Origin of the sequence: Modestobacter sp. Leaf380 (assembly GCF_001424485.1) — a bacterium.
Lineage (GTDB): Bacteria > Actinomycetota > Actinomycetes > Mycobacteriales > Geodermatophilaceae > Klenkia.
Genome location: NZ_LMQC01000001.1, coordinates 698066 through 719227, shown reverse-complemented (window position 1 = coordinate 719227; position 21162 = coordinate 698066). Strand labels below are relative to the sequence as shown.

Genomic DNA, 21162 nt, shown 5'->3' with positions numbered 1-21162 from the left:
CCGGGCCCCGGGGCTCAGAACCAGCCGGGCTGCGCGTCCAGCGTCGTCCGGTCCAGGCTGGCCAGCAGGTCCAGCTGCGGTCCGGTCCGGGGCAGCTCGTAGCGCTGGAAGTACCGGGCCGCGGCCCGCTTGCCCTCGTAGAACTCCCCGGTGCTCGCGCCCACGGCCAGCACCTGCTCCAGCCAGAGCCAGGCGACGACGACGTGGCCGACCGCCTCCAGGTAGACCGTGGCGTTGGCCAGCGTGACGTCGGGGTCGCCGGCCGACCACAGGGTCGCCGTCACCTCGGCGACCCGGGCCACCGTGGTGTCGACCTCCGCGGCGAACGAGGCCCACTCGGTGCCGGCCGCCCGGGCCGTCGTCGCCGCGATCGTCTCGGCCAGCACCCGCAGCCCCTCGCCGCCGCCGGCCACCACCTTGCGGCCCAGCAGGTCCAGCCCCTGGATGCCCACGGTGCCCTCGTGGATCGGGTTGAGCCGGTTGTCCCGGTAGAACTGCTCGACCGGGAAGTCCCGGGTGTAGCCGTAGCCGCCGTGCACCTGGATCGCCAGGTCGTTGGCGGCGAGGCCCCACTGGGAGGGCCAGCTCTTCGCGATCGGCGTCAGCACCTCCAGCAGGGTGTGCGCCCGGGCCCGCTCGGCGTCGGTCTCCGCGGTCTCCTCCTCGTCGACCAGCAGCGCGCAGTACAGGCCCAGCGCCAGTCCGCCCTCGACGTAGCTCTTGGCGGCCAGCAGCATCCGCCGGACGTCGCTGTGCTCGATGATCGGGACCGGGGGAGCGGCCGGGTCCTTCCCGGCGGGCGGGCGCCCCTGTGTCCTGGTCTTGGCGTACTCCACCGCGTGCAGGTAGCCGGTGTAGCCCAGCGCCGTCGCGCCCAGCCCGACCCCGACCCGGGCCTCGTTCATCATGTGGAACATCGCCGCCAGGCCGCGGTTCTCCTGGCCCACCAGCCAGCCCACCGCGCCGGGCTGCCCGCCCGGGGTGTGCACTCCCTCGCCGAAGGACAGCAGGGTGTTCGTCGTCCCGCGGTAGCCCATCTTGTGGTTCAGCCCGGCGAGCACGACGTCGTTGCGCTCCCCGATGCCGTCGCCCTCGGGCAAGGACTTGGGGACGACGAAGAGCGAGATGCCCTTCACCCCGGCCGGACCGCCCGGGACCTTGGCCAGCACCAGGTGCACGATGTTCTCGCTGAGCTCGTGGTCCCCGCCGGAGATCCACATCTTGGTGCCGGTCAGCCGGTACGAGCCGTCGTCCTGGAGCACGGCCTTCGTGGTGATGTCGGCCAGCGAGGAACCGGCCTGCGGCTCGGACAGCGCCATCGTGCCGAACCAGCGGCCCTCGGCCATCGGCCGGACGTAGGTCTCGATCTGCTCCGGGCTGCCGTGCGCGATCAGCAGGTGCGCGTTGGCCACGGTGAGGAACGGGTAGGCCGAGCTGCCGATGTTGGCGGCCTGGAACCACGTCGTCATCGCCTTGCTGACCACCTGGGGCAGCTGCATGCCGCCGAGAGACTCCGGCAGCGTGCCCGCGGTCAGCCCGGCCTCACCGAACACCTTGAGGGCAGCGGCCACCTCGGGGACCAGCACCACCTTGCCGTCCACGACGTGCGGCTCGTTCTCGTCGGCCGTGCGGTTGTGCGGGGCGAAGTGCTCGGTGGCGATCTGGGCGGCCAGGTCGATCACCGCGTCGAAGGTGTCCCGGTCGTGCGCGGCGAACCGCTCGCGCTCGGTCAGGGTCTCCACCTGCAGCCACTCGTGCAGCAGGAAGTCCAGGTCACGGCGGGACAGGACCAACGACGAGCGCACGGGCTCCTCCAGACGACGGTGTCAGCGGTGCCCCGAGGTTAGGCCGGTGTCCCCGGCCCCGCTCGTGCCCCGCCCGCCGCCCCCCCGCCGCCCCCCGCCGCCCCTGCCCTGCCCCCTCCGGTGTCCCTCCGCGGGCCGCTCGATGTGACATCGAGGGGTGTCCCGTCCCCGCGACCCCCCTCGATGTCACATCCAGCGGCCCGGGCCCGGGCCGGGCCCGGGCCCGGGCCGGGCCGGGCGGGGCCGGGCGGGGCCGGGCCGGTCGGGTCGGACCGGGGTCGGGGGTCAGGTGTCGAGGAAGGCGCGGAGGGCGGCGACGGTCTCGGCGGGGCGCTCGTCGACCAGGAAGTGGCCGGCCTCGACCGGCTGGCCGGTGACGTCGTCCGCGCGCTCGCGCCAGACCGCCAGGACGTCGTCCGGGCCGGTTCCGACGACGCCCGCCGAGCCCCACAGCACCAGCAACGGGCAGCTCACCCGGCGGCCGGCGGCGGCGTCGGCCTCGTCGTGCTCCAGGTCGATCGAGGCACCGGCCCGGTAGTCCTCCAGCATCGCGTGCCGGGTGTCCGGGTCGGCGAAGCAGCGTTCGTACTCGGCCAGCTGGGCGGGGGAGCAGACGTCCAGCCCGCTGCCCCAGCCGCCGAGCAGGCTGTGCAGGTAGCCGGTCGGGTCGCCGGCGATGAGGTTCTCCGGCAGCGGCTCGGGCTGCAGGTAGAAGAACCAGTGGTAGTAGGCGGTGGCCAGCCGGCGGTCCACGTTCGCGTACACGTGCGTCGTCGGCAGCACGTCCAGCACCGCGGCCCGGGTGACGGCGTCCGGGTGGTCCAGGGCGAGCCGGTGGGTGACCCGGGCACCCCGGTCGTGCCCGACGACGGCGTACCGCTCGTGGCCCAGGTCCCGCATCAGCGCCGCCACGTCGGCGGCCATCGCCCGGAACGAGTGCCCCGCGTGGCCCTCGCCGTCGGCGGGCTTGCCGGAGTCGCCGTAACCGCGCAGGTCCGGGATGACCAGGGTGTGGTCGCGGGCCAGGTCGGGCGCGACCGAGGACCACATCACGTGCGTCTGCGGGTAGCCGTGCAGCAGCAGGAGCGGCGGGCCCTGCCCGAGGGTGACGGCGTGCACCGTCGTCCCGCCGTGCTCGTGCTCCACCTCCGCCCGGACGACGGTGGAGCCGGGGAACAGCGGGTCGGACGGCGACGGTGCCATGCCCCGATCGTGCCCCGCCTGCGTCCGCCGCGCGCCCCCTCCGCCCGCTCCCTCCGCCCGCAGCGGTTGTCGATCATCGTCAGCTGGTCGCGCCGACACACCTCCGGCGGCCCGGGACGCAGCCACCTGACGATGATCGACTCCGGCTGGAGGGTGGGGGATGGGCGAGGCCCCCGGCCGCGGGTGCGGTCGGGGGCCTCGGGTGGAGCGGGTGGTGCGGGGTGCGGGGTGCGGGGTGCGGGGTGCGGGGGCGGCGGGGTCAGGCGTCCCGGCGGTCGTCGGGCAGGTGGTCGGCGGGGACGCTGTCCAGGCCCGTGGGTCCGTCGTCGGCGCCCTCGTGCCGGCCGTGGTCGGCACCGCCGACGTCCTCGTGCCGGCCCAGCGGCTGGTCGACGACCCGGGCGTGACGCCCGGTGTCGCCGGGCCCGGGCGAGCCCGCGCCGTCCTCGGGTCGGCTGTCGACGAGCGTGGCGCCCGCCGGGGCGTCGGCGGTGGGGGCGCCGTCCTGGGACGGGGCGCCGGTCGCGGCGGCCGAGGTGGGCGCCGCAGCGCCGGCGGCGTTCGCCGATCGGGTGGCCGCCTCGGCGGCACCCTCGCCGCTCTCCTGGCCCTGCACGCCGGAGGTGGTGCGCAGCTCCAGCTGGGGCAGGAAGACCAGCACGAAGAAGCCCAGAGCGACGACGCCGGCGGCGATCAGGAACACCAGGTCGATCGAGCTGGAGAAGCCCTCCTTGAAGGGGGCGGCCAGCACGGAGTCGATCCGCTGGAACACCGAGGTGTCGGCCAGGTCGGTGCCGGCACCCTGCAGCTGGGCGGCCTGGTCGGGGTTGGCGGCGGCCGCGGCCTGGAAGGCCTCGGTGCCCTGCGCCTCGCCGTAGGCGGCCGGGACCTTGCTGCCCAGCGCGGAGAACAGCACGGACAGGAACGCCGCCGTGCCGATCGTGCCGCCCATCTGGCGGAAGAACGTCACCGAGGAGGTGGCGACGCCGATCTCCCGCGGGCTGACGGCGTTCTGCACGGCCAGGATGATCGGCTGGAAGTTGAAGCCCAGGCCCAGGCCCAGCATCACCATGAACGGCACCAGCGACCACACCGAGGTGTCGGAGTCGACGATGAAGGACAGGCTGACCAGCGAGATCACCATCAGCACGACGCCGACCATCGGGAACAGCCGGTACTTGCCGGTGCGGGAGATGGTCTGGCCGGCGGTGATCGAGCCCAGCATGATGCCGCCGACGAGCGGGATCATCTGCAGCCCGGCGACCGTGGGGCTGGAGCCGTGCACGATCTGCAGGTACTGGGGCAGCAGCAGGATGCCGCCGAACATGCCGGCGCCCAGCACGATCGAGGACAGCGCGCTGATGGTGAAGGTGCGGTTCTTGAACATCCGCAGCGGCAGGAGGGCGTCGTCGCCGTAGGAGCGCTCGGCGACGACGAACCAGACGAAGCCCAGCGCGCCGACGACGTAGGCGATGAGCGCCTTGGGGTCGGTCCAGCCCCAGGTGCGGCCCTGCTCGGCGACGATCAGCAGCGGGACCAGGAAGACGACGAGCCCGATCGCGCCCGGCCAGTCGATCTTGTGCTTGCTGCTGCGCTTGGGCAGGTGCAGGTTCTTGAACACCACGGCCAGCGCGATGGCGCCCAGCGGCACGTTGACCCAGAAGATCCAGCGCCACCCGGCCAGGCCCAGGATCGAGTCCTGGCCGGCGAGGAAGCCGCCGATGACCGGGCCCAGCACCGAGGAGGTGCCGAAGACGGCCATGAAGTAGCCCTGGTACTTGGCGCGCTGCCGGGGCGGCACGATGTCGGCGATGATCGTCAGCGCCAGCGACATCAGGCCACCGGCGCCGATGCCCTGCAGGGCGCGGAACGCGGCCAGCTCGTACATGGAGCTGGAGATGCCGCACAGGAACGAGCCGAGCACGAAGACGCTGATCGCGAAGATGAAGAACGGCCGGCGGCCGTACATGTCGCTCAACTTGCCGTAGAGCGGCGTGGCGATCGTCGAGGTGATCAGGAAGGCCGTGGTGGCCCAGGCCTGCAGGTCGTAGCCCTGCAGGTCGTCGGCGATGGTCCGGATGGCCGTGGAGACGACGGTCTGGTCCAGCGCGGCCAGGAACATGCCCAGCAGCAGGCCGACCAGGATGGTCATGATCTGCCGGTGGGTGAAGGCCCCGGAGGCGTCCGGCGCGGCGGCTGCCGCGCGGGCGTCCCGCTTGTCGGCCGCGGCGGACGCGCGGTCGGTGGTCTGGGTCATCGGTCCTTCTCGGGGGTGGGTCGGGTCTGCTGGCCGCCGGCGGCGGCAGCAGGGTCTCGGGGGGTGGCCGCGCCGGGCGGGGCGGCGGCGAGCGTCGGGAGCGCGTCGGTGAGGTCCTCGACGAAGCGGTGCAGCAGGCCGCCGAAGACGGTGACGTCCTGGACGGGCCAGTCGCGGGTGACGGTCTCGAAGAGGGCCTCGCGCTCGGCGTGCATGCCCTCGACGACGGCCTGCCCGGCCGGGGTGATGACCAGCCGGCTGGCCCGGCCGTCGGAGGCGTCGGCGACGCGCTGGACCAGGCCGGTGTCGACCAGCACGGTGACGTGCCGGCTGACGGTGGACGGGTCGGCGTGCACCATCTCGGCCAGCGCGCCCTGCCGGAGGGCACCCAGCCGGGACAGCGGGAAGAGCAGCACGTGCGCGGCGCGCTGGCGGGCGGCGTCGGGGCCCGCCCCGGCGGCGGCCTGGGCCTTGAGTGCGTGGACGACGCGCATCAGCCGGGACAGCTCCTCGGACAGCGAGTGCACGCCGTCGAGGCGGTCGAGGGCGTCGCCGTCGCCGGTGGCCGACACGGTCGTCGGCTCGGTGGCGGTCATGGGGCTCCGATCAGGCGTGCGGTGGTGTGCGTGCGGGGTGTGGCGAGCGGGGTGCGGACGGCGGTGTCCGGCGAGGACGGTTGCACGGTACAAGCCGTTGCGCCGTACATGCAACGAGTTTCAGCCTGCACGTTGTCTGTGAGTCGCAACCCGGTGGCGACCGGGTGGGACCCTGGAGGGACAGCCCCCCGCCGTCCACCAAGGAGCACCGTGACCGAGCACGACGACCTCCGGTCGCGGCTGTCCACCCTCACCCTCGAGGACGAGCACCGGCTGCGCCGCCGGCTCGACGGCCTGCGCAGCGTGCGCGACCCCGCCGCCCGCGCCCGCAAGCGCGAGCAGCTGGACGCCGACGTCGTCCGCGCCGAGGCCCGGATCGCCGCCCGCCGGGCCGCCGTCCCGACCGTGAGCTACCCCGAGGCGTTGCCGGTCAGCCAGCGCAAGGACGACATCGCCGCGGCGATCCGGGACGCCCAGGTCGTCGTGGTCGCCGGGGAGACCGGGTCGGGCAAGACCACCCAGCTGCCCAAGGTCCTGCTGGAGCTGGGCCGGGGCGTGCGCGGGCGGATCGGGCACACCCAGCCGCGCCGGATCGCCGCCCGCACGGTCGCCGAGCGGATCGCCGAGGAGCTGGGCTCACCGCTGGGCGAGGTGGTCGGCTACAAGGTCCGCTTCACCGACCAGGTCGGCGACACCAGCCTGGTGAAGCTGATGACCGACGGCGTGCTGCTGGCCGAGGTCCAGCGCGACCGGCTGCTGCGCCAGTACGACACGATCGTCATCGACGAGGCGCACGAGCGGTCGCTGAACATCGACTTCCTGCTCGGCTACCTGGCCCAGCTGCTGCCCCGCCGTCCCGACCTCAAGATCGTGATCACCTCGGCCACGATCGACGTGGACCGGATCGCGAAGCACTTCGGTGACGCCCCCGTCGTCGAGGTGTCCGGCCGCACGTTCCCGGTCGAGGTCCGCTACCGGCCCGTCGTGGACCCCGACGACGCCGGGGCCGACCCCGACCGGGACCAGACGACGGCGATCGTCGACGCCTGCCGCGAGCTGGTCGCCGAGGGTCCCGGCGACGTGCTGGTCTTCCTGGCCGGCGAGCGGGACATCCGGGACACCGCCGACGCCCTGGGGGAGGCGGCCTTCGCACACACCGAGGTGCTGCCGCTCTACTCGCGGCTGTCGGCGGCCGACCAGCACAAGGTCTTCCAGCCGCACACCGGCCGGCGGATCGTGCTGGCCACCAACGTCGCCGAGACGTCGCTGACCGTGCCCGGCATCCGCTACGTCGTGGACCCCGGGACGGCGCGGATCAGCCGGTACAGCCATCGCACCAAGGTGCAGCGGCTGCCCATCGAGGCGATCAGCCAGGCCTCGGCCCGGCAGCGCTCGGGCCGCTGCGGGCGCACCTCGGACGGCATCGCGATCCGGCTGTACACCGAGGCCGACTTCGAGGAGCGCCCCGAGTTCACCGACCCGGAGATCCTGCGCACCAACCTGGCCTCGGTGCTGCTGCAGATGGCCTCCCTCGGGCTCGGCGAGGTCGAGGACTTCCCGTTCCTGGACCCGCCGGACCGACGGTCGGTCGCCGACGGCATCGCCCTGCTGGAGGAGCTCGGTGCGCTGACGCCGGAGGGGGAGCTCACCGAGACCGGCCGGGCGCTGGCCGCGCTGCCGCTGGACCCGCGGCTGGCCAGGATGGTCGTGGAGGCCGACCGGCGCGGGGTTCTGGAGGAGGTGCTGGTCATCGCTGCCGGGCTCACCGTGCAGGACGTCCGCGAGCGCCCCGCCGACGCCCAGGCCGCCGCCGACCAGCTGCACGCCCGGTTCGCCGCCGAGGACTCCGACTTCACCTCGATCCTCAACCTGTGGCGCTACCTGGGTGAGCAGCAGGCCGAGCTGTCGGGCAGCCAGTTCCGCCGCACCGTCAAGCGCGAGTACCTGCACTGGCTGCGGATCCGGGAGTGGCAGGACCTGCACGGCCAGCTGCGCGGCACCGCCCGCCGGCTGGGCATGACCCTGCAGGACGGGCGCGGCGAGCTCGCCCCCGAGCCCGACGAGCGCGGCGTGCACGCGGCGCTGCTGTCGGGGCTGCTGTCCCAGGTCGGCCTGCAGGTCGAGCCCAAGAAGGACGCCGCCCCGGCCGACAAGCGCCGCGGCTCCCGGGAGTACACCGGCGCCCGCGGTGCCACCTTCGTCATCGCGCCGGGGTCGGTGCTGACCCGCAAGCCCCCGCGCTGGGTCGTCGCCGGTGAGCTGGTCGAGACCAGCCGGCTCTTCGCCCGCACCTGCGCCCGGGTCGACCCCGAGACCATCGAGTCCCTCGCCGACCACCTGGTCAAGCGGCAGTACAGCGAGCCCAGGTGGGACGCCAAGCGCGGCTCCGTCGTCGCCACCGAGCGGGTCACGCTCTACGGCATCCCGCTCGTCGTCGGCCGCCGGGTCCAGTACGGCTCGATCGACCCCGTCGTCAGCCGCGAGCTGTTCATCCGGCACGCGCTGGTGCAGGGGGAGTGGCAGACCAACCACCGGTTCTGGGCGCACAACCAGCAGGTCCTGGCCCAGGTCGAGGAGCTGGAGGAGCGGGCCCGCCGGCGCGACATCCGGGTCGACGACGAGACCGTCTTCGACCTCTACGACGCCCGGGTCGGCCCGGACGTCGTCTCCAGCCGGCACTTCGACGCCTGGTGGAAGCAGACCCGCCGCCAGCACCCGGACCTGCTCGACTTCACCCCCGAGATGCTCACCGACGCCGGGGTCGCCGACCAGGTGCGGTTGGCCGACTACCCCGACGAGGTCCACCTCACCCAGGGCCTGACGCTGCCGCTGTCCTACGCCTTCTCCCCGGGCGCGGACGACGACGGCGTGACCGTCGACGTCCCGCTCGGGGTGCTGGACACCGTCGCCGAGCAGACCTCGGGTGCCTCGCTGGCCTGGACCGTCCCGGGGCAGCGCGAGGAGCTGGTGACGGCGCTGCTGCGCGGGCTGCCCAAGCAGCTGCGCCGCGGTCTGGTGCCCATCCCCGACCGGGTGCGCGAGGTGCTGCCGCACATCGCGCCCACCGAGCCGCTGCTGCCGGCCCTGGAGCGCGAGGTCCGCCGGGCCACCGCGGTGACCATCCCGCACGACGCGTGGGCGCCCGAGAGCGTGCCCGACCACCTGCGAGCCACCTTCCGGGTGCTGGACGACAGGGCGCGGCCACTGGCCACCGGCAAGGACCTGGCGGCGCTGCGCCGGCAGGTCGCACCGCAGTCCCGGGCCTCGCTGGCCGCCGCGTCGGCCGACGTCAGCCGGACCGGGCTGACCTCCTGGACGCTGGGCACGCTGCCGGCCACCGTGCAGGTCTCCCGCGGCGGCCACCTGGTGACGGCGTACCCCGCGCTGGTCGACGAGGGCGCCACCGTCGGCGTCCGGGTGGTGCCGACGGCGGCCGAGGCCTCCCGGCTGACCTGGCTGGGTGCCCGCCGGCTGCTGCTGCTGGCCGTGGGCTCGCCGGTCAAGCCGGTGGTCAAGTCGCTGGGCCCCCGGAGCCGGCTGGCCCTGCAGTTCAACCCCGACGGCGAGATCCCCGACCTGGTGGCCGACTGCGTGGACGCCGCGGCCGACGAGCTGATCGCCACCCACGGCGGCCCCCCGCGCGACCAGGCCGCCTTCGAGGCGCTGGTCGCGGGGTCCAGGACCCAGCTGCACACGCTCACCGCCGACTGCGTGCGCCGGGTCGAGGCCGTGCTGACCGAGGCGCGCGAGGCGGCCATCGCGATCGGGGCGGCGCCCGGACGGCGGGTGCCCGAGGCCGCCATCGCCGACCTCCGGGCCCAGATGACCGGCCTGCTGCACCGCGGCTTCGTCGCCACCGCCGGCCGCCGGCGGCTGCCGGACCTGGTCCGCTACCTCAAGGGCATGGTGCACCGGCTGGAGAAGCTGCCGGCCAACGCCGTCCGGGACGCGATGTGGCAGGAGCAGATCGAGGCGGTCACCGCGGAGTACCGGCAGCTGCGCGCCCAGGTGCCGGCCGTCGGCGGCCCCGACGACCCGGTGGCCCGGGTGCGCTGGATGGTCGAGGAGCTGCGGGTCGGCCTGTTCGCCCAGGTGGTGGGCACCCCGCGGCCGATCAGCGAGCAGCGGGTGCTCAAGGCGATCGACGCCATCCCGGTCCCGGCCGGCTGACCCGGTTTGCGCCCCCCGGGGGGCGGGGACTGCTCAGGTGACCTCTGAGACGAAGGAGCACCACCGTGAGCGAGCCCACCAGTCACACCGAGTCCACCACCGTCGAGAGCCACAGCTCCGGCACCCACGCCGCCGGCGAGGGGGTCAGCGACCGCGAGATGGTCGAGACCGTCGCCGAGCAGACCGACAGCGCGTCGGAGAACGCCCAGAACGCGGGCAAGGACTGGGACGGCGACGCCTCGGAGACGCCCGCGCCGACGGAGTAGCGCTCAGCCCCGCGGCGTCGTCCCCTCCGGGAGGACGACGTCGCGGGCAGCACCCCAGCCCGCCCACGCCATGGGCACCAGCAGGACCAGCAGCAGGACCAGCGGCCACTCCCAGCCACCGGTGAGGTCGTGCAGCGCACCCAGGACCACCGGTCCGGTCGCCGCGACCAGGTAGCCCAGGCACTGCGCGACACCGCCGAGCCGGGCCGCGGTCAGCGGGGTGGCGCTGCGCAGCACAATGAGGGTGAGCGCGAGGGCGAACCCGCCGCCCTGTGCCAGCCCGAACAGCGACACCCACACCACCGACCCGGTCGCGGGCCACAGCAGCAGCCCGCCGACGCCGGTCGCGTAGCCGATGACGACCGCCACGACCAGCAGGCGCTGGCCGCGGCCGCGCTCCTGCAGCCGGCCGGCCACGGTGGGCCCGAAGAAGGCCCCGACCGCCCCGGTCACCGTGCACACGGCCAGCAGCAGGCCGCCGTCGGCCACCGGCAGCCCGGCGTCCACCAGCAGCGTGGGCAGCCAGGCCGCGACGGCGTAGAACTGCGTGCTCTGCATGCCCAGGAAGACCGTCACCCGCACCGCCAGGCCGTGCCGCAGCAGGCCCCACGAGGGCCCCGGGCTGGCCGCCGCCCCGCGGCGGGAGCGCCCGGTGCCGGCCACCGGCAGCCACACCGCCAGCGCCAGCACCGCCAGCAGCAGCCAGGACGCCAGCGCCACCCGCCACCCGACGCCCAGTGCCATCGCGATCGGCACGGTCAGCCCGGCGGCCAGCGCCGCCCCGGCGTTCAGCGCCGCCGAGTACAGGCCCATCACCAGGCCGGGCTGGGCGAACTCGCGCTTGACGTAGGCCGGCACCAGCACGTTCGCCGTGGCGATCGCGGCCCCGGCCACCACCGTGCCGCCGTAGAGCGCGGCCACCGGGTCCAGCAGGCGCAGCGCCGTGCCCCCGGCCAGCAGCACCAGCGACGCCGCGACCGCCGTCTCCAGGCCCAGCCGGCGGGCCAGCCCGGGTGCCAGCGGCGCGAAGGCGCCGAAGCACAGCACCGGCAGCGAGGTCAGCAGCCCGCCCAGCGCGCTGGACAGCCCGGTGTCGGTGCGGATGTCGCCTAACACCGGCGCGACGCCGACGACGGCCGGCCGCTGGTTCAGCGCCACCAGGACGACGGCGAGCACCAGGAGCACGGTCCCGGCGGTCGTGCGGGAGGGCGGTGTCGCGGTGTGCGGGAGGGGCGGTGCGGCGTCCACCGGGCCAGCAGACCACGTGCCCCCGACATCCCCCGGAGGCGGTGGGTGGCACTGAGTGCAGCCCAGGCGCGACCGGGGGTGGTCCGGCTCACACCACCGTGCGACAGTGACGGCCAGCACCCTGTCGCACGACGATCGACGAACGACGGAAGCGAGCGCATGAGCATCCTCGGCACCCGGGTGGTCCGCACGGAGGACCCCCAGTTCCTGACCCGTGGGGCGGTCTACACCGACGACCTCACCGACGAGCGCCTGACCGGCGCCCTGCACGCCACGTTCGTGCGCTCCCAGGTCGCGCACGCGAAGGTCCTGTCGGTCGACACGGAGGCCGCGAAGACCGCGCCCGGCGTCGTCGCCGTCTACACCGCCGCGGACCTGACCGACCTCCCCCCGCTGGCCCCGCCGTTCCCGTTCATCGCCGCGGAGTTCGAGCGCCAGTGGCTGTGCACCGACACGGTCCGCTTCGTCGGTGACGCCGTCGCCGTCGTGCTGACCGAGGAGCGCTACCAGGGCGAGGACGCCGCGGAGATGGTCGTCGTCGACCTCGACGTGCTGCCCGCCGTCGTCGGCACCGCGAACGCCGCCAAGGACGAGACGCTGCTGTTCCCCGCCGCCGGCACCAACGTGCTGGCCGCCTTCGGGGAGCCCGCGCCGGCCGACTTCTTCGACGGCTGCGAGGTCGTCGTCGAGCAGGCCGTGGTCAACCAGCGCGTGGCCCCCGTGCCGCTGGAGACCCGGGCCACCTCGGCCGTGTGGGGCGAGGACGGCCGGGTCACCGTCTGGTGCACCAACCAGGGCGCGCAGCAGGCCAAGGGCCAGATCGCCGACTGGCTGGGCATCGACGCCGGCCTGGTCCACCTGGTCACCCCCGACGTCGGTGGCGGCTTCGGCGCGAAGATCGGCGCCGACCCCGAGTACGCGCTGATCGCCCACCTGGCCAAGCTGTCCGGCCGCCCGGTCCGCTGGACCGAGAGCCGCTCGGAGAACCTGACCTCGATGCTGCACGGCCGCGGCCAGGACCAGGTCGTGAAGATCGGCGGCAGCCGCGACGGCACGGTGCACGCCTACAGCCTGGTCACCGACCAGGACGGCGGCGCCTACCCGCGCATCGGCGTCGTGCTCCCCACGCTGACCATGCTGATGACGCCGGGCACCTACGCCTTCCCCAAGGTGCACGCCCAGGCCCGCGTGCTGGCCACCAACACCACCTCGATCGGCGCCTACCGCGGCGCCGGCCGTCCCGAGGCCACCGCGGCCGTCGAGCGGGCGATCGACCTGTTCGCCGCCGAGATCGGCATGGACCCGGCCGAGGTCCGCCGGATCAACCTGGTGCCGGCGTTCGACGAGCCGCACGCCACCCCCACCGGCGCCACCTACGACAGCGGCGACTACGTCGCGGCGCTGGACCGGGCCCTGGAGGCCTCGGGCTACGCCGAGCTGCGCGCCGAGCAGGCCGCCCGTCGCGAGCGCGGCGACGTCCGGCAGCTGGGCATCGGCGTCAGCACCTACGTGGAGATCACCGGTGCGGACAACGGCGCCGGCACCGGCGAGGAGGCCGAGCTCGAGGTGCACCCCGACGGCACAGCCACCGTGCTCACCGGCACCTCCCCGCACGGCCAGGGCCACGCCACCACCTGGGCGATGCTGGCCAGCGACCAGCTGGGCATCCCGGTCGAGAAGATCACCGTGCTGCACGGCGACACCGACCGGATCCCCAAGGGCGGCGGCACGATGGGCTCGCGCTCCCTGCAGCAGGGTGGCGCCGCGGTGCACCAGGCCGCGGTCGAGCTGGTCGAGCTGGCCAAGAAGCGCGCGGCCGAGCGGCTGGAGGCCAACCCCGACGACCTCGTCGTGGACCTGGGCACCGCCTCGCTGACCGTCAAGGGCACCCCCGGCGTCTCGGTGAGCTTCGCCGAGCTCGCCGCCGAGGAGGCCCTGCTGGTGCAGACCACCTTCACCGCCGCCGCGGCCACCTTCCCCTTCGGCGCGCACGTCGCCGTCGTGGAGACCGACGTGGAGTCGGGCAAGGCCACCGTCGTCCGGATCGTCACCGTCGACGACGCCGGCACGATCATCAACCCGCTGCTGGCCGAGGGCCAGCGCCACGGCGGGATCGCCCAGGGCGTGGCCCAGGCGCTGCTGGAGGAGGTCCTCTACGACGAGGACGGCAACCCGCAGACCTCCACGCTCGCGGACTACCCGTTCATCTCCGCCACCGAGCTGCCCAGCTTCGAGCTGGTGGACATGGCCACCCCGACCCCGATGAACCCGCTGGGTGCCAAGGGGATCGGCGAGGCCGGGACGATCGGCTCCACGCCGGCCGTGCAGTCCGCCGTCATCGACTCCGTCGCCCACCTCGGCGTCCGGCACGTCGACATGCCCGCCACCTCCATGCGCGTCTGGAAGGCCGTGCAGGCCGCCCAGGCGGGCGCCCAGACCCAGAACGGGAGCACGAACTGATGCAGGTCTCGATGACCGTCAACGGGCAGCAGCGGACCGACGAGGTCGAGCCGCGGATGCTGCTGGCGCACCACCTGCGCGACAACCTGGGGCTCACCGCCACCAACATCGGCTGCGACTCGACGTCCTGCGGTGCCTGCACCGTCATCGTCGACGGGCTCAGCGTGAAGAGCTGCACCGTGCTGGCCCTGCAGGTCGAGGGCGGCGAGGTGACCACGCTGGAGGGCCTGGCTGGTGAGGACGGCGAGCTGCACCCGGTGCAGGCCGCCTTCCAGTCCGAGCACGGCCTGCAGTGCGGGTTCTGCACCTCGGGGATGGTCATGGCCTCGGTGGGCGTCCTCGCGGCGAACCCCAGCCCCACCGACCGGGAGGTCCGCGAGGGCCTGGAGGGCAACCTCTGCCGCTGCACCGGCTACCACAACATCGTCCGCGCGGTCCTCAAGGCCGCCGAGGCCGGACCGGTCGCCGGTCAGGTCCCGCAGCGCTCCCAGGAGGTGTCCGCGTGATCCCCAGCCCGTTCGACTACGTGCGGGTGACCTCGGTCGACGAGGCCGTCGCGGCCCTGGCCGAGCACGGTGAGGACGCCAAGATCCTGGCCGGCGGGCACTCGCTGCTGCCGATCATGAAGCTGCGGCTGGCGATCCCCTCGGTGCTCATCGACATCTCCGGGATCACCGACCTGAACTACGTGCGGGTCGACGGCGACCAGGTCGCCATCGGGGCCGGCACCCGGCACCACGACCTGGAGAACTCCGACGTGGCGAAGGCCGAGGTGCCGCTGCTGCCGCACGTCGCTTCCCGGGTCGGGGACCCCCAGGTCCGCCACCGCGGCACCCTGGGCGGCACCGTCGCGCACTGCGACCCCGCCTCGGACCTGCCCACCGCGCTGCTCGCGCTGGGCGCCGACGTCGTGCTGGCCGGACCGGAGGGACGGCGCACCCTGCCGATCACCGAGTTCTTCCTCGGTTTCTTCGAGACGGCCATGGAGGAGGGCGAGATGATCGTCGAGCTCCGGGTCCCGCGCACCGGCGACGCCGGCTGGGCCTACGAGAAGTTCACCCGCCGGGAGAACGACTGGCCGATCGTGTCCGCGGCCGTGGCCCACCTGCCCGGTGGCGGGGTCGGCGTGGCGATGGCGAACATGGGCGGCGTGGTCCTGCGGGCCCCCGCCGTCGAGGCCGCCCTCGCCGAGGGGAAGTCCATCGCCGAGGCCGCCGCGCTGGCCGCCGAGGGCACCTCGCCGTCGTCGGACATGCACGCCGACGCCGAGTACCGCTCGCACCTGGCCCGCCTGCTGGTGCGCCGGGCGCTCACCGTCGCGGCCGGCGAGGCCGCGCCCAGCACCGCGGAGTCCACCGCCGCAGCCTGACCCCACCCAGCCACCCCCTTCCCGCTGGGTGGCTGGACCGTCCAGCAGGGGGATGAGCCACCGTCGACGGCGGCTCGTCCCCCTGTCCGGTGGCTGAGCCACCCAGCGGGGAGAGGGGGCGACGGGTCGTCAGCGTCAGACGGCGGTGATCATCCCGGCGGCGACGGTGGCGTTGGTGGCCTCGTCGACCAGGATGAACCGGCCGGTCGCCCGGTTGTGCCGGTAGTCGTCGACGAACAGCGGCTGCGTGGTGCGCAGGGTGACCCGGCCGATGTCGTTGAGACCCAGTTCGGTGGCCTCGGCGTCGGGCTCCAGGGTGTTGACGTCCAGGCGGTGGTGCAGGGCCTTCACCACGGCCCGCACCGAGCGGGTGGTGTGCTTGACCGCCAGCTTCTGCCGGGCGCGCAGCGGCTCGTCGGTCATCCAGCAGACCACCGCCTCCAGGTCCTGGGTCACCGTCGGTGCGCCGTCGGGGCGGCACAGCAGGTCCCCGCGGGAGACGTCGACGTCGTCGGCCAGCCGCACGGTCACCGCCATCGGCGGGAAGGCCTCGTCCACCGGTCCGGCGGGCCCGTCGATCGCGGCGATCGTCGTCGTCCGGCCCGAGGGCAGCACCTGCACCTCGTCGCCGGGACGCAGCACGCCGCTGGCCACCGTGCCGGCGTAGCCCCGGTAGTCCCGGTGCGCGTCGGACTGCGGCCGGATCACGTACTGCACCGGGAACCGGACGTCGTCGAAGTTCACGTCGCTGGCCACCTCGACGTGCTCCAGGTGGTGCAGCAGCGACGGGCCGTCGTACCAGGGCATCCGCTCCGACGGCGTCACCACGTTGTCCCCGGCCAGCGCCGAGATCGGGACGACGGTCAGGTCCGGGACGTCGAGCAGGGCCGCGAAGGCGGTGAACTCCTCCCGGATGGGGGTGAAGACGTCCTGCGACCAGTCGACGAGGTCCATCTTGTTGACCGCGACCACCAGGTGCGGGACCCGCAGCAGCGAGGCCAGGTAGGCGTGCCGGCGGGACTGCTCCAGCACGCCCTTGCGGGCGTCGACCAGCACGATGGCCAGGTCCGCGGTGGAGGCGCCGGTGACCATGTTGCGGGTGTACTGCACGTGTCCGGGGGTGTCGGCCAGAACGAACGTGCGCCGTGGGGTGGTGAAGTACCGGTAGGCGACGTCGATGGTGATGCCCTGCTCCCGCTCGGCGCGCAGGCCGTCGGTGAGCAGCGACAGGTCGACGTGGTCGCCGCGGCTGGCCCGGGAGATCGCCTCGTACTGGTCCTCGAAGACGGCCTTGGAGTCGTAGAGCAGCCGGCCGATCAGGGTGGACTTGCCGTCGTCGACGGAGCCGGCAGTGGCGATCCGCAGGATGTCCTTGCGGGCGGTGGCGATCTCGGCCGCGGCGGTGGCGAGCTCGTCGTGGATCTCGGGGGCGCTCACGCGGCCACCTCCTGGTGCTCGGGCTGGCGGGGGAGGGGAGACCGGCGGACGCTCACCTGGTGTTCTTCGCCCCGCTGGTCCCCGGCCTGCTGGTCGTGGTGGTCGGGTACCTGGTGGGCTACGGGCTGACCGTGCTGGTCAGCCGCGGTCTGGACGCGGCCTTCCACGCCCCGCTGGGCCCCGGTGTGCCCGAGGTGGTGGGCTGGCTGCTGGGCGTCGCGCTGCTGGTCGGGCTGGTGCGCTGGCTGCTCAGGCGCCGGCGACGTCGGGGTCGGGCGGGCCATCAGAAGTAGCCCTCCTTCTTCCGGTCCTCCATCGCGGCGTCGCTGACCTTGTCGTCGCCGCGGGTGGCGCCGCGCTCGGTCAGCCGGGTCACCGCGATCTCGGCGATGACCTCCTCGACGGTGACGGCGGTGGAGCGGACCGCCGCGGTGAGGTTCGCGTCCCCGACGGTGCGGTAGCGCACCGACTCCCGGGTGACCTGCTCGCCCTCGCGCGGGGTGATGAACTCGTTGACCGCGTAGAGCATGCCGCCGCGGTCGACGACGTCCCGCTCGGCGGCCAGGTACAGCTCGGGGATCGCGATGTCGCAGTGCGCGATGTAGGACCAGATGTCCAGCTCGGTCCAGTTCGACAGCGGGAACACCCGGATCGACTCACCGAGGTGGATCCGGCCGTTGTAGAGGTCCCAGAGCTCGGGGCGCTGGTTCTTGGGGTCCCACTGGCCGAACTCGTCGCGGAAGCTGAACACCCGCTCCTTGGCCCGGGCCTTGTCCTCGTCGCGGCGGGCTCCGCCGAACAGCGCGGTGAACCCGTGCTGCTCGACCGCGTCCAGCAGCACCGGGGTCTGGATCCGGTTGCGGGAGCCGTTGGGCTCCTGCTTGACCGTGCCGGCGGCGATCGCGTCGGGCACCGAGGCCACCACGAGCTCCACGCCCAGCTCGGCGACCCGGCGGTCCCGGAAGGCGAGCACCTCGGGGAAGTTCAGCCCGGTGTCCACGTGCATGACCGGGAACGGGATGCGGGCCGGGGCGAAGGCCTTGCGGGCCAGCTCCAGCATGACGATGGAGTCCTTGCCGCCGCTGAAGAGCAGCACCGGGCGTTCGAGCTCGGCGGCGACCTCGCGGATCACGTGGATCGACTCTGCCTCGAGGGTCTGCAGCTGGGTCAGCCGGTGGTCAACGGTGCTCACGCGCGGGTGCTCCGGGGGCTCGAGGACGGCGGACGGACGGTCCATCCCCACCACTCAGGTGGGGATTGCGTCGACCAGTCTCGCTCATGCCCCTGGTCGGACCGCCGCCAGCACCCGTCCGGCCAGCTCCGGGCGGCAGACGACGAGGTCGGGCAGCCAGGCCTCCGCCGTGTTGTAGACCAGCGGCGACCCGTCCAGGCGGGAGGTGAACAGCCCCGCGGCGCGCGCCACGGCGACCGGCGCAGCCGAGTCCCACTGGTACATCCCGCCGGCGTGGACGTAGGCGTCGGCCTCCCCGCGCACCACGGCCAGCGTCTTGTAGCCCGCCGAGCCCAGCGGCACCAGCACCGCGCCCAGCGCCTCCGCCGCGGCCCGGGCCTCCGCCGGGGGCCGGCTGCGCGAGACGGTGACCCGCAGCGGCCCCTCCGGCACCGGTGGGACGACGGGCGCCGGCGAGGTGGTCAGCACCTCGCCGTAGGCCGGCAGCCCCACGGCGGCCGCCGTCAGGTCGCCGGCGTCCCGCTCCCACAGGGCCACGTGCACCGCCCAGTCCCGGCGGTCCCCGGAGCGGTACTCCCGGGTGCCGTCCAGCGGGTCGACGATCCAGACCCGGTCGGCCGACAGCCGGGCCGGGTCGTCCACGGCCTCCTCGCTGAACACGGCGTCCCCCGGGCGGTGCTGGGCGAGGACGGCGGCGATGGCCCGCTGCGCGGCGGCGTCCCCGGCGTCCCCGAGGGTCGCCTCGTGCAGCTCCCCGGCCTCGCGCAGCGGCAGCAGCACGTCGGCGGCGGCCCGGGCGGCCAGCGCCGCGACCTGGACGTCGGTGAGCTCGGTGGCGGCGGGCATCAGGCCCCGTCCCCGTGCAGGGCGGTCGCGTCGGTGGCCCGGCCGGGCGGCGCGTGCCTCCCCGCGGCGTCGGTGATCGCGCCGAAGTAGTCGCCCATCTTCTCCTCGCGCGGGGTCACGAAGACCCCGGACACCTCGACCAGCGCCCGGTCGGGGTGGGCCGCGGTGGCGATGCTGCCGCCGATGAGGGTCTTGCGGCCCTGCTCCTCGGTGACCCGGGCGCGCAGGACCAGCGGGGTGTCCAGCGGCACCGGGCCGCGGTAGTCCAGGGCCAGGTGCGCGGTCATGCCCCAGCGGTTCCCGGCGATCGCGGCGGCACCCAGCATCTGGTCCATGAGCAGCCCGCTCATCCCGCCGTGCAGGAACCCGGGCGGCCCCTCGTACTGCAGACCCAGGGTGGCCTCGGCCTGTACCCCGCCGTCCTCGGTGCGGCGCACCCGCAACGGCGGGGCGATCGCGCTGCCGACCCCGGTGACCGGGGAGAACACCCGACGGAACGCGATCGGGTCGTCCAGCACCGGCAGCCGGGTGCGCTCCCGGGTCGCGGCCCCGAGCTCGGCGGTGATCTCCCGGGCCCGGGCCGCAGCCGCGCGCAGCTCGTCGGGGCCGACCGTGGTGGCCACCGAGACGCCCACCAGCTCCCGCAGGGCGCTGCCCAGCTCGGTGACGGCGGCCATCAGCTCGGGGTCGTAGCTGCTCTCGGGGATCACCGTCGGACCGTATCCCCCGGCCGGTCGGCCGGGGTCAGACGGCGCCCTCCGGCCCGGTCCGCGGCAGCCGGACGGCGAAGGTCGCCCCCTGCCCGGGTGCCGTGGTGAGGGTGACCGTGCCGCCGTGCGCGGCGACCAGCGAGGACACGATCGACAGGCCGAGCCCGGTGCCGCCGGCGGCCCGGGTGCGGGAGGCGTCGGCGCGGTAGAACCGCTCGAAGACCCGCTCGGCGTCGGCTGCGGACAGGCCGGGGCCCTCGTCGGTGACCGACACGGTGACCGCGTCGGGGTCGCCCGGTTCCTCGGACAGCCGGACGGTGACCCGGGCGTCGACCGGGGTGTGGGTGAGGGCGTTGGTGACCAGGTTGCCGACCACCTGCCGCAACCGGCCCTCGTCACCGAGGACGACGGGGACGTCGGTGAGCGAGTCGTCGAGCACCAGCTCGACGGTCCGGTCGGGCTGGACCGCCCGGGCGTCGTGCACGGCGTCCCCGGCGACCTCCTCGAGGTCCACCGGCAGGGCGGCCACCGGGCGCTGCTGGTCCAGGCGGGCCAGCTGCAGCAGGTCCTCGACCAGCATGCCCATCCGGGTCGCCTCGGCCTCGATCCGGGCCATCATGCGCGCGGTCTCCGGGTCGTCCCCGCCCACACCGCCGGCAGCGCCGTGCCGGTACAGCTCGGCGAAGCCGCGGATCGAGGTCAGCGGCGTGCGCAGCTCGTGGCTGGCGTCGGCGACGAAGCGGCGCATCCGGGTCTCCGAGGCCCGGGCCTGCTCCTCCGAGCGGGACTGGGCCTGGAACGCGCCCTCGATCCGGGTGAGCATGCCGTTGAGCGCCTGAGACAGCCGGCCGACCTCGGTGCGGTCGTCGCCCGCGGGCACCCGGCGGGAGAGGTCGCCGGCGGCGATCGCAGCGGCGGTGTGCTCGACGTCCACGAGGGGACGCAGCGAGTTGCGCACCAGCAGGTACCCGGCGACGCCGAGCACCACCAGGACCAGGGCACCGACGATCAGCTGGACCAGGATCAGCCGGCCCAGCGCGCGCTGGTCACCGGACAGGTCGATGCCCGCGACCACCACCGTGTCGTCGGTCAGCTGCTCCGACACCAGCAGCCACGACGTCTTCCCGTCGGCGGAGCCCAGGGTGAAGGGCGCGTCGTCGTAGGAGTCGATGGTGCTCGGGGTGATCGCCGAGACGTCGGGCAGCGAGTCCGGGTCCTCGTCCCCGCCCTGCACGACCCGCCCGCCGGTCCGGTCGGCACAGGCGATCAGGGTGGGCCCGGCGAAGCGGTAGGGGGTGGAGCACAGCTGCAGGGTCCGGGCCGGCTCGGTCACGAGGGACTGGATCTGGGTCTGCAGCTCGCCCTGCTGCTGCCCGATCAGGTAGTCCCGCAGCTGGGACGTCGCCACGTACCCGGTGGCGCCCAGTGCGACGGTCACCAGCAGCACCAGCAGGGTGACCAGGGTGATCCGCAGCGGCACCCGCTGGGGGTGCAGGGCCGGCGCGGGGGCGGGGTCGGCCACAGCAGACGCCGGGACGGGCGAGGAGTCCTGCTCCTCGCCCGTCCCGGTGCGGTCGGTCGTGCCTGGGGCCACGGGGGCGGC

The 21162-nt window shown here is 74.2% G+C and carries 16 protein-coding genes; 6 read left to right on the top strand and 10 right to left on the bottom strand.

The window, feature by feature from the left end:
• Positions 1–14: 14 nt before the first annotated feature.
• From ASG41_RS03470 to ASG41_RS03455, 4 genes are all read right to left on the bottom strand, one after another.
• Positions 15–1805, bottom strand: a complete 1791-nt coding sequence (locus ASG41_RS03470) for an acyl-CoA dehydrogenase (RefSeq protein WP_056289621.1) — start codon at positions 1803–1805, stop codon at positions 15–17.
• A gap of 285 nt (positions 1806–2090) precedes the next feature.
• Positions 2091–3008 (bottom strand): alpha/beta fold hydrolase, encoded by a 918-nt coding sequence (locus tag ASG41_RS03465; protein WP_082556491.1) that lies wholly within the window; start codon positions 3006–3008, stop codon positions 2091–2093.
• Between the two features lie 259 nt (positions 3009–3267).
• Entirely contained in the window at positions 3268–5265 is a 1998-nt protein-coding gene (locus tag ASG41_RS03460) for an MDR family MFS transporter (protein ID WP_056289617.1), read from the bottom strand.
• Entirely contained in the window at positions 5262–5861 is a 600-nt protein-coding gene (locus tag ASG41_RS03455) for a MarR family winged helix-turn-helix transcriptional regulator (RefSeq protein ID WP_056289614.1), read from the bottom strand. The genes ASG41_RS03460 and ASG41_RS03455 overlap by 4 nt, the downstream gene beginning before the upstream one ends.
• 210 nt (positions 5862–6071) lie before the next feature.
• Here ASG41_RS03455 and hrpA point away from each other — a divergent pair, with 210 nt between their 5' ends.
• Complete coding sequence (hrpA, locus tag ASG41_RS03450; RefSeq protein WP_056289611.1) at positions 6072–10031, top strand: ATP-dependent RNA helicase HrpA; 3960 nt, start codon at positions 6072–6074, stop codon at positions 10029–10031.
• A 65-nt stretch (positions 10032–10096) separates the two neighbouring features.
• The gene (locus ASG41_RS03445) at positions 10097–10297 is read left to right on the top strand and encodes a hypothetical protein (protein ID WP_056289608.1); all 201 of its coding nucleotides are present in this window, start codon (positions 10097–10099) and stop codon (positions 10295–10297) included.
• Positions 10298–10300: 3 nt separating this feature from the next.
• Here ASG41_RS03445 and ASG41_RS03440 read toward each other — a convergent pair whose 3' ends face one another.
• Positions 10301–11545, bottom strand: coding sequence for an MFS transporter (locus ASG41_RS03440; protein WP_056289605.1), 1245 nt, complete (start codon positions 11543–11545; stop codon positions 10301–10303).
• A gap of 159 nt (positions 11546–11704) precedes the next feature.
• On the opposite strand from ASG41_RS03440, the gene ASG41_RS03435 reads away from it, so the two are divergent.
• From ASG41_RS03435 to ASG41_RS03425, 3 genes are read left to right on the top strand one after another with little or no spacing between them, the layout of a single operon-like run.
• Positions 11705–14005 (top strand): xanthine dehydrogenase family protein molybdopterin-binding subunit, encoded by a 2301-nt coding sequence (locus tag ASG41_RS03435; protein ID WP_056289602.1) that lies wholly within the window; start codon positions 11705–11707, stop codon positions 14003–14005.
• A complete protein-coding gene (locus tag ASG41_RS03430) occupies positions 14005–14511 on the top strand; it encodes a (2Fe-2S)-binding protein (RefSeq protein WP_056289592.1) in 507 nt (168 codons plus the stop codon). The genes ASG41_RS03435 and ASG41_RS03430 overlap by 1 nt, the downstream gene beginning before the upstream one ends.
• Positions 14508–15374, top strand: a complete 867-nt coding sequence (locus ASG41_RS03425; protein ID WP_056289589.1) for a xanthine dehydrogenase family protein subunit M — start codon at positions 14508–14510, stop codon at positions 15372–15374. The genes ASG41_RS03430 and ASG41_RS03425 overlap by 4 nt, the downstream gene beginning before the upstream one ends.
• Before the next feature lie 135 nt (positions 15375–15509).
• Here the strand turns inward: ASG41_RS03425 and ASG41_RS03420 are convergent, their stop codons facing one another.
• The gene (locus ASG41_RS03420; RefSeq protein WP_082556489.1) at positions 15510–16811 is read right to left on the bottom strand and encodes a sulfate adenylyltransferase subunit 1; all 1302 of its coding nucleotides are present in this window, start codon (positions 16809–16811) and stop codon (positions 15510–15512) included.
• A 59-nt stretch (positions 16812–16870) separates the two neighbouring features.
• Here ASG41_RS03420 and ASG41_RS03415 point away from each other — a divergent pair, with 59 nt between their 5' ends.
• Complete coding sequence (locus ASG41_RS03415; RefSeq protein ID WP_235564424.1) at positions 16871–17104, top strand: hypothetical protein; 234 nt, start codon at positions 16871–16873, stop codon at positions 17102–17104.
• Here ASG41_RS03415 and cysD read toward each other — a convergent pair.
• The 4 genes from cysD to ASG41_RS03395 form a co-directional block, all read right to left on the bottom strand.
• Entirely contained in the window at positions 17095–18003 is a 909-nt protein-coding gene (gene cysD, locus ASG41_RS03410) for a sulfate adenylyltransferase subunit CysD (RefSeq protein WP_056290323.1), read from the bottom strand. The genes ASG41_RS03415 and cysD overlap by 10 nt on opposite strands.
• Before the next feature lie 84 nt (positions 18004–18087).
• Positions 18088–18849: an inositol monophosphatase family protein gene (locus ASG41_RS03405; RefSeq protein WP_056289586.1), complete on the bottom strand. Its 762-nt coding sequence runs from the start codon at positions 18847–18849 to the stop codon at positions 18088–18090.
• A complete protein-coding gene (locus tag ASG41_RS03400) occupies positions 18849–19559 on the bottom strand; it encodes a PaaI family thioesterase (RefSeq protein ID WP_235564421.1) in 711 nt (236 codons plus the stop codon). Before ASG41_RS03400 ends, ASG41_RS03405 begins: the two co-directional genes overlap by 1 nt.
• A gap of 34 nt (positions 19560–19593) precedes the next feature.
• Complete coding sequence (locus tag ASG41_RS03395) at positions 19594–21153, bottom strand: cell wall metabolism sensor histidine kinase WalK (protein ID WP_235564419.1); 1560 nt, start codon at positions 21151–21153, stop codon at positions 19594–19596.
• Positions 21154–21162 lie beyond the last annotated feature (9 nt).